This is a genomic window from Azonexus hydrophilus, assembly GCF_038368255.1.
GTDB classification, from domain to species: Bacteria; Pseudomonadota; Gammaproteobacteria; order Burkholderiales; family Rhodocyclaceae; genus Azonexus; species Azonexus hydrophilus.
Genome location: NZ_CP151406.1, coordinates 2,859,527 through 2,873,250, shown reverse-complemented (window position 1 = coordinate 2,873,250; position 13,724 = coordinate 2,859,527). Strand labels below are relative to the sequence as shown.

At 63.8% G+C, this 13,724-nt stretch carries 16 protein-coding genes; 10 read left to right on the top strand and 6 right to left on the bottom strand.

Going from position 1 to position 13,724, the window contains the following annotated elements:
- Window positions 1-13: 13 nt before the first annotated feature.
- A complete protein-coding gene (locus tag AADV58_RS13845) occupies window positions 14-1,525 on the bottom strand; it encodes a hypothetical protein (RefSeq protein WP_043420962.1) in 1,512 nt (503 codons plus the stop codon).
- Between the two features lie 159 nt (window positions 1,526-1,684).
- Between AADV58_RS13845 and rpsP the strand changes: the two genes are divergently transcribed.
- Genes rpsP through rplS form a run of 4 tightly spaced genes read left to right on the top strand, consistent with a single transcriptional unit; the run spans window position 1,685 to window position 3,619 of the window.
- Window positions 1,685-1,939: a 30S ribosomal protein S16 gene (rpsP, locus tag AADV58_RS13840; protein WP_028994670.1), complete on the top strand. Its 255-nt coding sequence runs from the start codon at window positions 1,685-1,687 to the stop codon at window positions 1,937-1,939.
- 12 nt (window positions 1,940-1,951) lie between these two features.
- Window positions 1,952-2,464, top strand: coding sequence for a ribosome maturation factor RimM (gene rimM, locus AADV58_RS13835; protein WP_245580515.1), 513 nt, complete (start codon window positions 1,952-1,954; stop codon window positions 2,462-2,464).
- Window positions 2,461-3,225: a tRNA (guanosine(37)-N1)-methyltransferase TrmD gene (gene trmD, locus AADV58_RS13830; RefSeq protein WP_211226394.1), complete on the top strand. Its 765-nt coding sequence runs from the start codon at window positions 2,461-2,463 to the stop codon at window positions 3,223-3,225. Before rimM ends, trmD begins: the two co-directional genes overlap by 4 nt.
- A gap of 22 nt (window positions 3,226-3,247) precedes the next feature.
- Window positions 3,248-3,619, top strand: a complete 372-nt coding sequence (gene rplS, locus AADV58_RS13825; protein WP_028994673.1) for a 50S ribosomal protein L19 — start codon at window positions 3,248-3,250, stop codon at window positions 3,617-3,619.
- 122 nt (window positions 3,620-3,741) lie between these two features.
- Here rplS and folE2 read toward each other — a convergent pair whose 3' ends face one another.
- From folE2 to xseB, 4 genes are read right to left on the bottom strand one after another with little or no spacing between them, the layout of a single operon-like run.
- A complete protein-coding gene (gene folE2, locus AADV58_RS13820; protein WP_028994674.1) occupies window positions 3,742-4,536 on the bottom strand; it encodes a GTP cyclohydrolase FolE2 in 795 nt (264 codons plus the stop codon).
- The gene (dxs, locus tag AADV58_RS13815) at window positions 4,533-6,407 is read right to left on the bottom strand and encodes a 1-deoxy-D-xylulose-5-phosphate synthase (RefSeq protein WP_043420964.1); all 1,875 of its coding nucleotides are present in this window, start codon (window positions 6,405-6,407) and stop codon (window positions 4,533-4,535) included. The genes folE2 and dxs overlap by 4 nt, the downstream gene beginning before the upstream one ends.
- Before the next feature lie 2 nt (window positions 6,408-6,409).
- Window positions 6,410-7,270, bottom strand: a complete 861-nt coding sequence (locus AADV58_RS13810; RefSeq protein ID WP_051295318.1) for a polyprenyl synthetase family protein — start codon at window positions 7,268-7,270, stop codon at window positions 6,410-6,412.
- Between the two features lie 20 nt (window positions 7,271-7,290).
- On the bottom strand, window positions 7,291-7,530 hold the full coding sequence (gene xseB, locus AADV58_RS13805; RefSeq protein ID WP_028994676.1) for an exodeoxyribonuclease VII small subunit: 240 nt from the start codon (window positions 7,528-7,530) through the stop codon (window positions 7,291-7,293).
- Between the two features lie 103 nt (window positions 7,531-7,633).
- Here xseB and AADV58_RS13800 point away from each other — a divergent pair, with 103 nt between their 5' ends.
- The 4 genes from AADV58_RS13800 to AADV58_RS13785 all read left to right on the top strand — a co-directional run bounded on the left by AADV58_RS13800 (window position 7,634) and on the right by AADV58_RS13785 (window position 10,915).
- Window positions 7,634-8,770, top strand: a complete 1,137-nt coding sequence (locus AADV58_RS13800) for an aromatic ring-hydroxylating oxygenase subunit alpha (RefSeq protein ID WP_281984300.1) — start codon at window positions 7,634-7,636, stop codon at window positions 8,768-8,770.
- A 75-nt stretch (window positions 8,771-8,845) separates the two neighbouring features.
- Complete coding sequence (locus AADV58_RS13795) at window positions 8,846-9,697, top strand: DMT family transporter (RefSeq protein ID WP_028994678.1); 852 nt, start codon at window positions 8,846-8,848, stop codon at window positions 9,695-9,697.
- 31 nt (window positions 9,698-9,728) lie between these two features.
- Window positions 9,729-10,079, top strand: coding sequence for an STAS/SEC14 domain-containing protein (locus tag AADV58_RS13790; RefSeq protein ID WP_028994679.1), 351 nt, complete (start codon window positions 9,729-9,731; stop codon window positions 10,077-10,079).
- Window positions 10,076-10,915 (top strand): sulfurtransferase, encoded by an 840-nt coding sequence (locus AADV58_RS13785; protein WP_028994680.1) that lies wholly within the window; start codon window positions 10,076-10,078, stop codon window positions 10,913-10,915. Before AADV58_RS13790 ends, AADV58_RS13785 begins: the two co-directional genes overlap by 4 nt.
- On the opposite strand, the gene queG is transcribed toward AADV58_RS13785, so the two are convergent.
- The gene (queG, locus tag AADV58_RS13780; protein ID WP_028994681.1) at window positions 10,916-11,968 is read right to left on the bottom strand and encodes a tRNA epoxyqueuosine(34) reductase QueG; all 1,053 of its coding nucleotides are present in this window, start codon (window positions 11,966-11,968) and stop codon (window positions 10,916-10,918) included.
- Between queG and tsaE the strand changes: the two genes are divergently transcribed.
- Together tsaE and AADV58_RS13770 are read left to right on the top strand one after the other, a co-directional pair.
- Window positions 11,963-12,478: a tRNA (adenosine(37)-N6)-threonylcarbamoyltransferase complex ATPase subunit type 1 TsaE gene (gene tsaE, locus AADV58_RS13775; RefSeq protein WP_081700150.1), complete on the top strand. Its 516-nt coding sequence runs from the start codon at window positions 11,963-11,965 to the stop codon at window positions 12,476-12,478. The genes queG and tsaE overlap by 6 nt on opposite strands.
- Window positions 12,412-13,719, top strand: a complete 1,308-nt coding sequence (locus AADV58_RS13770) for an N-acetylmuramoyl-L-alanine amidase (RefSeq protein ID WP_281981800.1) — start codon at window positions 12,412-12,414, stop codon at window positions 13,717-13,719. Before tsaE ends, AADV58_RS13770 begins: the two co-directional genes overlap by 67 nt.
- Window positions 13,720-13,724 lie beyond the last annotated feature (5 nt).

The window sequence follows — 13,724 nt, the reverse complement described above, 5'->3', positions numbered from 1 at the left end:
CGGCCAGCGGCCATCACTCCATGTCTTCGGGGCTGATCGGGAAAATTTCGACCGAACTGGTCTGCTCGTCGATGCCCGTGGTACGGACTTCGCGGACGGCGAAATTGTCCTGTTCGATCAGCAACACAATCTGGCGGCTGTCCTCGTTGAGTAGTCCGGGGCTGACAACCAGCGACTGATTCTTGCGCAGCGGTGGTGTCTCGGGAAGGATCAGTGCGTTGACCTGGGGGGCTTCGAGGTTCCACGGTTGGGCAATGCGCGCGGCGATGGCTCTGGGGGCCAGCAATTGCAGGCCGACCTCGACGTGTTCCGGATTTTCCGAGATGGCCCAGCGAATGATGCAGACGTGCCAGGCGTCGCCGTTGCCGGCTTCCTTCTGGGTCTGGATGGCAACGATGTCACCGACCCGCAACTGGGTGGTACTGCCCATCATGTGCATCAGGGCAAAGCCATCGGGGCTTTCGTTGGTCACCATCCATTCGCTGAGTTCCACGTCCTGGTCCGGATTCTCCAGTAGCTGGTGAAGACTTTCCAGGCCGGCGCAGAGTCGGGCGCGGTAGGACTGCCGACGGCGCGGGAACTTCCGTTTGGCGGGCAGTCCCCATAGCTTTTCCAGGCGCCGGAGAACACCCTGGCCGCTGTGGGTGCCGGCGAAGTCGGGGAGTTCGATTTGCCGGGGCGGGGTGCCGGTGTTCAGTCGTTGGCGGATGTCGCCAATTTCCCGGGCGAGTTCGGCGCAGGAGAAATACAGGGGCTGGATGTCGCTGCCCGGTGTGCGCCGGCTCAAGGCGTGGGCCGGGAAGTCTCGGTCGAGATCGATCCAGAAGCAGCTGTCGAGTGGTCCGCTGATATTTTCGCTGAGTACCGGTGCTTGCCCGCTTTGTTCGACGAGCGCGTTGATGAACTCGAGTTCGTCCGAAGAAAACGAAGCCGGCTGGGCAATCGCGGTCAGCAGGATGTTGGTGTACAGACGTTGGATGCTGGCCGATTCGCGTGGGCCGGGGTGGTGTTCGACGCCAAGGCGGCGGGCGGTGCGGAAGGCAGCATGCAGTTGCTGCCAGAGCCCGGGGCGGGGTGGGGCAGCAACCAGGTGGTGGATGCGGATTTGCCAGGCAATCGACAGCATGGCGCGGCGCAGTGAGGTCTGGGCACCATTGCCCAGGGTGTTGCCCTGCGGGTCGAACAGGGCGGCCAGGGTGTTGAAATAATCCTGGGTCAGCGTTTCCAGCAGTTCAAGGATCAGGCGGACGCGCTGGCGGATCTTGCGCGAGATCGGTAGCGACAACTCGTTCAGGCGTGGTAGTTCGCTGCGTACGACTTCCTCGGTGTGGGCGTAGAGGAGATCAAGCAATTTGATGCGTTGTGGTGTGGCAATCGGTGCTTCGCGGAGATAGAGCACCTGGCGCAGCAGTTCCTCGGTATCTTCCGCATTCGAACGGCCGTGAGCCAACGCCAGCCATTCAAGGATGCCCTTGATGCCGCCTTCGCCGGCCACCGGTGTGTCGTTTTGTGGTGTTTTTGCCATGATTTCTGCAAGGATAGCAAAAAAGGGCATTTCTCCCTATCTTGCTCCCTGTGGTCCAAGCTAGGGGGCTCGGTAATTGAGCGGGTCTTAAGTGGCTTGTTTTTTATCGATTTGCAGATATAATCTTGCGTCTTTTTCCCAGCTAACGAAAGTATTCCAATGGTTGTTATCCGTCTTGCCCGTGGCGGCGCCAAGAAGCGCCCGTTCTACAACATGGTTGTTACCGATTCCCGTAACCGTCGTGACGGCCGTTTCGTTGAGCGCATCGGCTTCTACAACCCGGTTGCCTCCGGCAATGCCGAAGCCCTGCGTATTTCCGCCGATCGTCTGGCCTACTGGCAGAACAACGGCGCCCAGCTGTCGCCGACGGTTGCCCGTCTGGTCAAGCAGCACGCTGCCCAGCAGGCTGCCTAAGCGGCTTTGCCCTTGTCCGGCAGCGAAATCGTCGTCCTGGGTCGGCTGGCCGATCCTTACGGGATTCGCGGCTGGCTGAGACTGCATCCTTTCGGGGATGATCCGCTGGCCTGGGCAGAGATGCCGGTCTGGTGGATCGGTCGCGAAGGCGGACCGTGGCGCGAAGTCGGGCTCAAGGGTCTGAAAGCGCATGGTGACGGGATTGTCGTCCTGCTGGACGAAGTCCCCGACCGGACGGCCGCCGAGGCGCTGAAGGGAACGCTGGTGGGCGCGCCGCGCGAGATGTTGCCGCCGCCTGCCGATGACGAGTTCTACTGGGGTGACCTGGTCGGTCTGGTGGTCGTCAATGAAGCAGACGAAACGCTCGGCACGGTTGCCGGGCTGATCGAAACCGGCGCCAACGATGTGTTGCGCGTGGTCGCCGAGGATGGCACCGAACGGCTGCTGCCTTTTGTCGAGGCGGTGGTGCTGACGGTGGAGAAGGAAGCAGGGCGCATTCGCGTTGCGTGGGGCAGCGACTGGTGATCCGGTTCGACTGCGTGACCATCTTTCCGGAGATGTTCGCCGCCGTGACGCAAAGCGGTATTACCCGACGGGCGCTGGAAGAAGGGCGCTGGGCCTGGCAAGGCTGGAATCCCAGGGATTTCGCCGAAAACGCCTGGCGTCGCGTCGATGATCGTCCCTTCGGCGGCGGACCGGGCATGCTGATGCAGCCGGGGCCGCTGGAGAAGGCGATTGCTGCAGCAAAGGCGCAGCAGCAGGCAGCGGGCCTGGCGAGCAGCCGGGTCATCTACCTGTCGCCGCAGGGGGCGCCGCTGACCCACGAACGGGTCATGCAGCTGGCCAGCGGCGAGGCGGGGCTGATCCTGCTGTGCGGCCGCTATGAAGGAATCGACGAGCGTCTGATCGAGCGCTGTGTCGATGAGGAAATTTCGATCGGGGATTTCGTGCTCTCCGGGGGCGAATTGCCGGCGATGGTGCTGATCGATGCCATTGTCCGCCAGTTGCCCGGTGTGCTCGGCGATGCCGCTTCGGCGGTGGAAGATTCGTTTGTCGGTGGTCTGCTGGATTGTCCGCACTACACCCGTCCCGAGGTTTACGAGGGAATGGCGGTGCCTGAAGTGCTGATCTCCGGCGATCACAAGAAAATTCGTCGCTGGCGACTCAAGCAGTCGCTGGCGCGGACCCGGAAGCGTCGCCCGGATTTGCTGGCGCACCGCAGTCTGACTGCGGAGGAAACGCAACTCCTCACGGAAATATCCGGAGAGGAGCAATGCGGTGAGTAATGTTTTATAAAAAGGATCTCACATGAACCTGATTCAACAGCTGGAACAAGAAGAAATCGCCCGCCTGGGCAAGACCATTCCTGATTTCGCACCGGGCGACACCGTTGTCGTTCAAGTGAAGGTCAAGGAAGGCAACCGCGAGCGTCTGCAGGCTTACGAAGGCGTCGTCATCGCCAAGCGTAACCGTGGCCTGAACTCGAACTTCATCGTCCGCAAGATTTCTTCGGGCGAAGGCGTCGAGCGTACCTTCCAGACCTATTCGCCGCTGGTCGCGTCGATCGAACTCAAGCGCCGCGGTGACGTCCGTCGCGCCAAGCTGTACTACCTCCGCGAGCGTTCGGGCAAGTCCGCACGCATCAAGGAAAAGCTGCCGGCGAAGAAGGCTTCTGCCTGATCGACGGTTTGCTGCAGGACACGAAAAGGGGCTTCGGCCCCTTTTTTTCGTCTACGGAAAATGCCGGGCAACAAAAAAGAGGCCGTAGCCTCTTTGGGGGAATCCGGGGCTGATCGGGGCAATCAGCCGTTTTTCTTGTCCCGCTCGATCAACGCATACGCCGAGTGGTTGTGGATCGATTCGAAATTCTCCGACTCGACGACGTAGGCGTCGATGCGCGGCTCGGCGTTGAGGCGGGCGGCGACGTCGCGGACCATGTCTTCGACGAACTTGGGGTTGTCGTAGGCGCGTTCGGTGACGTACTTCTCATCCGGGCGCTTGAGCAGGCCGTAGAGCTCGCAGGAAGCCTCGGCCTCGACCAGTTGCACCAGCTCCTCGATCCAGACGAAATCGTTGGTGCGGGCGGTGACGGTGACGTGCGAGCGCTGGTTGTGGGCGCCGCGTTCGGAAATCTTCTTCGAGCACGGGCACAGGCTGGTGACCGGGACGACGACCTTGGTCGAGGTGACGATTTCACCGTTCCTGATGTCGCCGATGAAGGTGACGTCATAGTCCATCAGGCTCTGCACGCCGGAGATCGGCGCCGTCTTGTTGATGAAGTAGGGGAAGTTCATCTCGATGTGGCCGGTTTCGGCCTCGAGCTTGACGATCATGTCCTGGAGCATGGCCGGGAAGTTCTCGACCGAGATCTCGCGTTCGTGGCTGTTGAGGATTTCCACGAAGCGCGACATGTGCGTGCCCTTGAAGTTGTGCGGCAGGCCGACGTACATGTTGAAAACGGCGATGGTGTGCTGGACGCCGGCGGCTTTGTCGCCGACCTTGACCGGGTGGCGGATCGACTTGATGCCGACCTTGTTGATGGCGATCTGGCGGGTGTCGGCGGAGTTCTGGACGTCAGGGATGCTGGTAGTGGTCATTGTGCTGTTCTGTCGGGTGATTGATTGGCCAGGCGTTCGCGCACGCTGCGCACGATGCCGTCCTTGTCGAGGCCGAGCTCGGCGAGGAGCTGACCCTGTTCGCCATGATCGATGAAACGATCCGGCAGGCCGAGACGCAGCACGGCCACGTTCAACCCGCGTTCGGCCAGCACCCGCTCGATTTCCGAGCCGGCGCCGCCAATCACGGCATTCTCTTCGATGCTGACGAGCAGCGAATGGTTCCCCGCCAGCTCGACAATCAGTTCGATGTCGAGCGGCTTGACGAAGCGCATGTTGGCGACCGTGGCGTCGAGCACCTCGCCGGCAGCTTCGGCGGCGGCGACCAGGCTGCCGAAGGCGAGCAGGGCGACGCCCTGGCCACGACGGCGGATTTCGCCCTTGCCCAGCGGCAGTGTGTCGAGCTCGCTCGACGGCAGCGTGCCGGTACCGCTGCCGCGTGGGTAACGGACCAGGCTGGGGCCGTCATGGGCGAAGGCGGTGGATAGCAGGCGCCGGCATTCGGCCTCGTCGGCCGGGGTCATCACCACCAGGTTCGGGATGCAGGCGGCGAACGACAGGTCGAAAGTGCCGTGATGGGTCGGGCCGTCGGCGCCAACCAGGCCGCCCCGGTCGACGGCGAAGACGACCGGCAGGTTCTGCAGGGCGACGTCGTGGATCAACTGGTCGTAGGCGCGCTGCAGGAAGGTCGAGTAGATGGCGACGACCGGCTTCAGTCCTTCGCAGGCCAGCCCGGCGGCGAAGGTCACGGCGTGCTGCTCGGCGATGCCGACATCGTGGTAGCGGTCGGCGAATTCGCTGGCGAAGCGGACCATGCCGGAGCCTTCGCGCATCGCCGGGGTGATCGCCACCAGGCGCGAATCGGCGCGCGCCATGTCGCACAGCCAGTCACCGAAAACCTGAGTGTAGGTCAGCTTGCCGCCGCCCTTGCCGCTGGCGATGCCCTGGTCGGCGGAGAACTTGCCGACGCCGTGGTAGAGGATGGGGTCGCTCTCGGCCAGCTTGTAGCCCTGGCCCTTCTTGGTGATCACGTGCAGGAACTTCGGGCCCTTGAGCTGCTTGAGGTTCTCCAGCGTCGGGATCAGCGCGTCGAGGTCGTGGCCGTCGATCGGGCCGTAGTAATGGAAACCGAATTCCTCGAACAGCGTGCCCGGGGCGATCATGCCCTTGACGTGTTCTTCGGCGCGGCGCGCCAGTTCGAGCAGCGGTGGGGCGAAGCCGAGCATGTGCCGGCCGGCCTCGCGGGCGGCGTTGTAGGTCTTGCTCGAGGTCAGCCGGGTCAGGATGTTGTTCAGCGCGCCGACCGGCGGCGAGATCGACATTTCATTGTCGTTGAGGATGACCAGCATGTCGGTCTCGCCGACGCCGGCATTGTTCATGGCCTCGAAGGCCATGCCGGCCGACATCGCGCCGTCGCCGATGATGGCCACGACCTTGCGCGCCTCACCCTTGAGGCGGGCGGCGTGGGCCATGCCCAGGGCGGCCGAGATCGAGGTTGACGAGTGGCCGACGCCGAAGGTGTCGTATTCGCTCTCGCAGCGCTTGGGGAAACCGGCGATGCCGTGGCGCATGCGCAGTTTGTCCATGCCCTGGCGGCGACCGGTCAGGATCTTGTGCGGGTAGCACTGGTGGCCGACGTCCCATACCAGGCGGTCGGCCGGCGTATCGAAGACGGCGTGCAGCGCGATGGTCAGTTCGACGGTGCCAAGGTTGGACGACAGGTGGCCGCCGGTCTGCGACACCGATTCGATCAGGAATTCGCGCAGTTCGCCGGCAAGCTGGGGCAGTTGCTTGCGCTCCAGCCGACGCAGGTCGGCCGGGCTGTCGATGGTTTCCAGCAGCGGATGGCTCATGATCAGAATTGGCGGTGGCAGATGAAATCGGCCAGTTGGGTCAGGCGGCTGGCACGCTCGCCGAAGATGGACAGCGCCGACAGGGCTTCGGTTCGCAATTCCCCGGCGTAAGCGCGGGCGCGTTCGAGGCCGAGCAGGGCGACGTAGGTTGGCTTGTCGGCGGCTTCGTCCTTGCCGGCAGTCTTGCCGAGGGTGGCGGTGCTGGCGGTGCAGTCGAGGATGTCGTCGACGACCTGGAAAAGCAGGCCGGCGCGCTTGGCGAATCGGTCGAGGCCGGCGCGTTCGTCGGCCGACAGCGGCTGGCCGGTCAGGGCGCCAAGCAGTACGGCGGCACGGATCAGGGCGCCGGTCTTGAGCGCGTGCATCAGTTCGAGTTCGGCCTGTTCGAGCGGTTTGCCGACCGAGGCCAGGTCGATGGCCTGACCGCCGGCCATGCCGCGCGAGCCGCTGGCGTGGGCGAGCAGGGCGATCATTTCGAGCTGGCGCTCGCCGAGCGGCTGGCTGGCCAGCAGTTCGAAGGCCAGCGTCTGCAGGCTGTCGCCAACCAGCAGGGCGGTCGGTTCGTCGTATTCGACGTGGCAGGTCGGCCGGCCACGGCGCAGCACATCGTCGTCCATGCACGGCAGATCGTCGTGCACCAGCGAATAGGCGTGGATCAATTCGACCGCGCAGGCGACGACATCGAGTTTGTCCGCGCTGGCGCCGGTCAGCTCGCCGGCGGCGAAGGCGAGCAGTGGACGCACGCGCTTGCCGCCGCCAAGGGTGGCGTAGCGCATCGCCTCATGCAGGCGTTGCGGGATCATCTCGCCGGCCGGCAGGAAGCGGCTCAGGGCAGATTCGGTGCGCGCCTGGGTGGCGGCCATCCAGTCAGCAAAGGGAACGCTCACTGCGCCTCCAGGGTTTTGCGGTCGATTTCCCGCGCTTCACCGTTCTCGATGATGCGGATCTGTTCTTCGGCGCGTTCGAGTTGCGCCTGGCAGTGACGGATCAGCGCCATGCCGCGCTGGTGGGCGGCGATCGAGGCTTCGAGTTCGAGTTGGCCGCCTTCCATGCCGGAGACGATGGCCTCAAGTTCAGCCAGTGCGGTCTCGAATTTCAGGTCGGCGATCGACGTCGGATCCATGTCACACAGTCTTGGGGAAACGCGTGAAAATACTCCATCCGGGGTATTTCGGTCAAATTTCAGGATAAAATCAATATCCTTTTTAACCCGCTGGAGGCTTGGAATGTCCGACATGGCGACTTCGTCCCGGTTGGCCCCCGCAGTTTCCCAACTGCCGGTGGACTGGTACTTCGATGAACGGATTCACGCGCTGGAGAAGAAACTCATCTTCGATGCCGGTCCGGGCTATGTCGGTCACCAGCTGATGGTGCCGGAAGCGGGCGATTACCGGACGCAGGAATGGAAAGACCACGGCCAGATGCTGCTCAACGGCGGCGCGGTCGGGCCGAATGCCGGCATCTGGCAGATGTCCAACGTCTGCCGCCATCGCCAGGCGATCATGCTGCAAGGCTCGGGCAAGCTCGAAGGGCCGGTGGTCTGTCCGATCCACCGGTGGACCTACGAGCAATCCGGCGAATTGATCGGGGCGCCGCACTTCCCGCAGAACCCCTGCCTGAACCTCGACAAGGTCAAGCTGGAAAACTGGAACGGCCTGCTGTTCAAGGGCCCGCGTTCGGCCAACGTCGATCTGGCCGGCATGACCACCGCGCGCGACCTCGACTTCTCCGGTTACAAGCTCGACCACGTCGAGATGCACGAGTGCAATTACAACTGGAAGACCTTCATCGAGGTCTATCTGGAGGACTACCACGTCGTGCCCTATCATCCGGGTCTGGGCAATTTCGTCACCTGCGACGACCTGAGCTGGCAGTTCGGCGACTGGTATTCGGTGCAGAAGGTCGGCATCACCTCGCTGCTCAAGGAATCCACCTCGGCTGTGTACAACCGCTGGCAGAAGGTCGTCCGCGAGTACTACGGCGATCGCGGGCAGACGCCGCCGCAAGGCGCGATCTGGCTGACCTATTACCCGAACATCATGGTCGAGTGGTATCCGCACGTGCTGGTCGTTTCGACGCTGATCCCGATGGGCGTGGACAAGACGATGAACGTCGTCGAGTTCTACTACCCCGAGGAAATCGTCGATTTCGAACGCGAGTTCATCGAGGCCGAACGCGCTGCCTACATGGAGACGGCGATCGAGGACGACGACATCGGCGAGCGCATGGACCGTGGCCGCAAGGCGCTGCTGGCTCAAGGTAAGAACGAGGTCGGCCCGTACCAGAGCCCGATGGAAGACGGCATGCAGCACTTCCACGAGTTCTACCGGCGGATCATGCAGAAGGACATCGAGGCCCGCTGAGTTCCCGTTGAATTCACGCTGCCGATGAGGGCGCCGGGGTAAAATCCGGCGCCCTTCGTATTTTCGAGTTCCCGCATGCAATCCCTGTGGATGATCGCCGCCAGCTTCCTGTTCGCCTGCATGGGCGTCTGCGTCAAGCTCGCCGCCGAAACCCACAACGCGGTGGAAATCACCTTCTGGCGCAGTGCCATCGCCCTGTTGCTGATGTACGGCCTGGTCCGCCTGCGCGGCGTTTCGCTGCGCACGCCGCACTGGCGCTGGCAGATCACGCGCGGGGTGGTCGGCTTCTCGGCGCTGTTTTCCTATTTCTATGCGATCACGCTGCTGCCGCTGGCGACGGCGGTGACCCTCAACTACACCTCGGCCATCTTCCTGGCGCTCTACCTGGTGCTGGCCGGCTGGCGCATGCGTACTGGCATGCTCGGCGCGCTGGCGATCGGCCTGGCCGGCGTCGTCCTGTTGCTCAAGCCGACCTTGCACGAAGATCAACTGGTCGGCGGCTTGATCGGCCTCGGTTCCGGCGTGCTCGCCGGCATGGCCTACTTCAGTGTGCGCGAACTCGGCGCACGTGGCGAACCGGAAACGCGCACCGTCTTCTACTTCTCGCTGGTGGCCACCGTCTGTTCCGCCGTCTGGCTGGCTTTCGGCGAAATCAACCCGGTCGATGCCGACAGCGGCCTGATCCTGTTCGGCGTCGCCGCTTTTGCCACGCTCGCCCAACTGGCCATGACCCGGGCCTATTCGCGCGGCAAGACGCTGATGTCGGCGGCGCTGGCCTACTCCACGGTGATCTTCTCCAGCCTTGCAGGCATGCTGTTCTGGGGCGAAGTCCTGCCGGCGTCGGCGTGGGCGGCGATCGGCCTGATCATCCTGTCGGGCATTGCGGCCACGCATTTTTCGCGTGCCAGCCCGGTGGAGCAGGATTAAACTGGACCCAGAACAACAAAGGAGCAAGACCATGATCGTCATCGACCATAAAGGCCACCGCGTCAATGTTTCCGTCTTCGGCGAGTTCACGCTGGCGGATTACCGGGAGTTCGAGGAAGTCGTCAATTACAAGATCAAGTTCGAGGGGCCGGTCGACCTGTTCTTCGATCTGACCAAGATGGGCACGCTGACGCTTGACGTGGCCTGGGAAGAGGTCAAGTTCTCGCGCGCCCACGCCAACGACTTCAACCGCGTGGCGGTTGTCACCGACAGCGAATGGGTGACCTGGAGCGCCTGGATTTCGCAGACCTTCGTCAATGCCGACGTGCAGGTCTTCGACGATGCGGCAGCCGCCGACGAGTGGCTGGAGAACGAGGCTTGAGTTTCGGCACGCTGGTTTCCGTCGCCCAGTTGCAGGCGCAACTGGGCAATCCCGACTGGTGCGTCGTCGACGTCCGCCATCAACTGGCCGACGTCGCCTATGGCGAACGGGTTTACGCCGAAGCCCACATTCCGGGCGCCCACTTCCTGCATTGCGACCGCGATCTGTCCGGGCCGATGAGCGGCCGCAATGGTCGTCACCCGCTGCCCGATCCGCAGGTGCTGGCCGCCCGTCTGGGCAGCATCGGCATCGGCCGGCAGACCCAGGTGGTGGTGTATGACGACGCCCAGGGCATGATCGCCGGCCGGCTGTGGTGGTTGCTGCGCTGGCTCGGCCACGACGCCGTGGCTGTGCTCGACGGCGGCTGGCAGGACTGGCTGGCGGCCGGCGCGGCAGTCGATGCTCAGCCGCCCGTGGCTAAGCCCCGGGAATTCACCCCGGTGACGCGCAATTTTGCCGTCGACGCGCAGTTCGTCCGCGGCATGCTGGATTCGCCGTCGATGCGCTTGGTCGATGGCCGGGCCAATGACCGCTTCCGTGGCGAAAACGAGACCATCGACCCGGTTGGCGGTCATATTCCCGGTGCGGTCAATCGTTTCTTCCGCGACAACCTTGCTGCCGACGGTCACTTCAAGCCGGCCGGCGAACTGGCCGCCGAGTGGCAGTCCCTGCTGGGCGGGCTTGCGCCCGAGCAGATGGTGCACTATTGCGGCTCTGGCGTTTCCGCCTGCCACAACCTGCTGGCCATGGAAATTGCCGGTCTGTCCGGCTCTCGGCTCTATGGCGGTTCGTGGAGCGAATGGTGCGCCGATCCGGAACGACCGGTCGCGCGCTGATCAATTTCCGCTGCTGAGGCGGGCGAGTGCCCAGTCCACGTGCTCGCGCACCAGTGCCGAGGCGTGCGTCGATCTTTCCTGCAGGGCGGCGATTGCCGCCGGGCTGGCCGGGCCGTTGCCCAGCGCCACGGCAATGTTGCGCAGCCAGCGTTCGTGGCCGATGCGGCGGATCGGGTTGCCGGCCAGGCGGTCGTTGAACTGCGTTTCGCTCCAGGCAAACAATTCGATCAGCGTGGCCGAGTCGAGGCCGTGGCGCGGGGAAAATTCCGGGTCGCCGAGCTGGGCGAAGCGGTTCCACGGGCAGCAGGTCTGGCAGTCGTCGCAGCCGTATATCCGGTTGCCGATCAGCGGCCGGAATTCCAGCGGAATGGCGCCGGCCAGTTCGATGGTCAGGTAGGAAATGCAGCGCCGGGCATCGACGACGTAGGGCTGGACGATGGCGCCGGTCGGGCAGGCGTCGAGGCAGGCGCGACAGGTGCCGCAGTGCTCGTCGACCGGCGCATCGGGCGCTAGCGGCAGGTCGCAGTAGATTTCGCCGAGAAAGCGCCACGAGCCCCGTTTCGACAACAGCAGCGTGTGCTTGCCGCGCCAGCCGAGGCCGGCCTGGCTGGCGTATTCGACCTCCATCACCGGCGCCGAGTCGGAGAACACGCGGTAGCCGAAGGGGCCGGCCAGTCCGGCGATGGCGTCGGCCAGTTTCTGCAGCCGGCTGCGCACCACCTTGTGGTAATCGCGGCCTTGGGCGTAGCGGGAAATGGCCGCCTGGCCGGGGGCGTCGGCCGTCCGGTCGTGCGGCAGGTAGTCGATGGCGGCGGAAATCACCGTGATCGTGCCGGCCTGCAGTTGCTGTGGCTGGGCGCGCAGTTCGAGGTGGCGCGCCATATAATCCATCTCCCCGTGCATGCCGGCGGCCAGCCATGCACGCAGCCGGTCGACGGCCGCGCCCGGTTCGGCGCGGGCCACGCCGATGTCGGCAAAACCCAGTTCCCGGCCGAGTTCGCGGATGCGCGCCTTGATGGCCGCGTGGTCCAGTTTGGAGTCCTGATCATGCATGGCACGGATGTTACCGCCCTTTTCGATTTGCCCGACGAAGCGGCGACGCAGGAACTCGGCAAAAATCTCGCGCAGACGCTGCTGCCCGGCCAGGTGATCTTTCTCGAAGGCGACCTCGGCGCCGGCAAAACCACGCTGGCGCGCGCCATGATCCGCGCCCTGGGGCACACCGGCCCGGTGAAGAGTCCGACCTACGCTTTGGTTGAAGTTTACGTAGTTTCGAGTTTATACTTGTATCACTTTGATTTTTATCGCTTCGAGTCACCAGAGGAGTTCCTCGATGCGGGGTTTGGCGAATACTTCAACGAAGCTTCCGTCTGTCTGGTCGAATGGCCTGACAAGGCAGTGGGCTGCGTGCCATCGCCGGACCTGCGCATACACTTGCGGCACGCCGGGTCCGCGCGTGTTGCAGAACTCGCAGCTTCGTCCGAAAGGGGGGCGTCATGCATAAGGACACTCGCCTCGATCCGCGCCGCCGGCAACTCCTGCGCTACGCCGGATCTGCCCTAGTTCTCTCGGTTACGCCGCTGGCGGGGATTGCCGCCAACCGTCCCAGCATCATCGCCGTGCGCATCTGGCCGGCCGAGGATTACACGCGGGTCACGCTGGAACACGACGCGCCGCTCAAGTTCACCCATTTCGCCGTTGAAAATCCGGATCGCCTGGTGGTCGACATCGAAGGTGTGGAATTCAACAGCGTCCTGGAAAGCCTGGCCGGCAAGGTCGCCGAGCACGATCCCTACATCAAGCTGCTGCGTGCAGGGCGCTTCAAGCCCGGCGTCGTCCGTCTGGTCATGGAGTTGAAGACCAAGGTCAAGCCGCAGGTCTTTTCGCTGGCGCCGGTTGCCGAATACGGTCACCGTCTGGTGCTCGATGTCTATCCGGAAAATCCGGCCGATCCCTTGATGGCGCTGTTGCAGGGCCGGCAGGATGCGGTCGAGCCGCTGCGCCTGGACGAAGAGCTGGCCAGTCGCCAGCCGGAACCGGCGAAGCCGCAGTCGGCGGCGCGTTCCGGCAAGCCGGCGGTCAACCGGTTGGTCACCATCATGCTCGATCCCGGTCACGGCGGCGAAGATCCCGGCGCGGTCGGCAAGCGCGGGACCTATGAAAAGAACGTGACGCTGGCGATTGCGCAGCGCCTGAAAAAACGCATCGATGCCGAGCCGAACATGCGCGCGGTGCTGACCCGCGACGGCGATTTCTTCGTCCCGCTGCATGTTCGTGTGCAGAAGGCGCGGCGCATCCAGGCCGACCTCTTCCTGTCGATTCACGCCGATGCCTGGATCAAGCCGGATGCCCGCGGGTCGTCGGTTTATGTGCTGTCCGAGCAGGGGGCAACGAGTACGCAGGCCCGCTTGCTGGCGCAGAAGGAAAACAACGCCGACCTGATCGGCGGGGTCAATCTGGCCAAGACCAAGGATGTTTTCCTGGCCCGCACGCTGCTTGACCTGTCGCAGACGGCAACGATCAACGACAGTCTGAAGCTGGGCAAATACCTGCTCGGCGAACTGGGCTCGATCAATCGCCTGCACAAGGCCAATGTCGAGCAGGCCGGCTTTGCCGTGCTCAAGGCGCCGGATATTCCGTCGGCGCTGATCGAGACGGCGTTCATCTCCAATCCGGAAGAGGAATTGCGGCTCAAGGACGAGGCTTATCAGGAGCAGATGGCCGATGCCCTGATGCGCGGCATCCGTCAGTATTTCATCAAGCATCCGCCGGGACCAAAGGCCGGCAGCGGCCGCGCCAGCTGATCGCC

Bases quoted from the DNA above. Each gene is read 5' to 3' on its own strand.
- AADV58_RS13770 (WP_281981800.1), top strand. From the start codon at position 12,412: ATGCATAAGGACACTCGCCTCGATCCGCGCCGCCGGCAACTCCTGCGC.
- AADV58_RS13800 (WP_281984300.1), top strand. From the start codon at position 7,634: ATGTCCGACATGGCGACTTCGTCCCGGTTGGCCCCCGCAGTTTCCCAA.
- rplS (WP_028994673.1), top strand. From the start codon at position 3,248: ATGAACCTGATTCAACAGCTGGAACAAGAAGAAATCGCCCGCCTGGGC.
- tsaE (WP_081700150.1), top strand. From the start codon at position 11,963: ATGCATGGCACGGATGTTACCGCCCTTTTCGATTTGCCCGACGAAGCG.
- AADV58_RS13790 (WP_028994679.1), top strand. From the start codon at position 9,729: ATGATCGTCATCGACCATAAAGGCCACCGCGTCAATGTTTCCGTCTTC.
- dxs (WP_043420964.1), bottom strand. From the start codon at position 6,407: ATGAGCCATCCGCTGCTGGAAACCATCGACAGCCCGGCCGACCTGCGT.
- queG (WP_028994681.1), bottom strand. From the start codon at position 11,968: ATGCATGATCAGGACTCCAAACTGGACCACGCGGCCATCAAGGCGCGC.
- folE2 (WP_028994674.1), bottom strand. From the start codon at position 4,536: ATGACCACTACCAGCATCCCTGACGTCCAGAACTCCGCCGACACCCGC.
- AADV58_RS13795 (WP_028994678.1), top strand. From the start codon at position 8,846: ATGCAATCCCTGTGGATGATCGCCGCCAGCTTCCTGTTCGCCTGCATG.
- AADV58_RS13810 (WP_051295318.1), bottom strand. From the start codon at position 7,270: ATGGCCGCCACCCAGGCGCGCACCGAATCTGCCCTGAGCCGCTTCCTG.
- rpsP (WP_028994670.1), top strand. From the start codon at position 1,685: ATGGTTGTTATCCGTCTTGCCCGTGGCGGCGCCAAGAAGCGCCCGTTC.
- xseB (WP_028994676.1), bottom strand. From the start codon at position 7,530: ATGGATCCGACGTCGATCGCCGACCTGAAATTCGAGACCGCACTGGCT.
- AADV58_RS13845 (WP_043420962.1), bottom strand. From the start codon at position 1,525: ATGGCAAAAACACCACAAAACGACACACCGGTGGCCGGCGAAGGCGGC.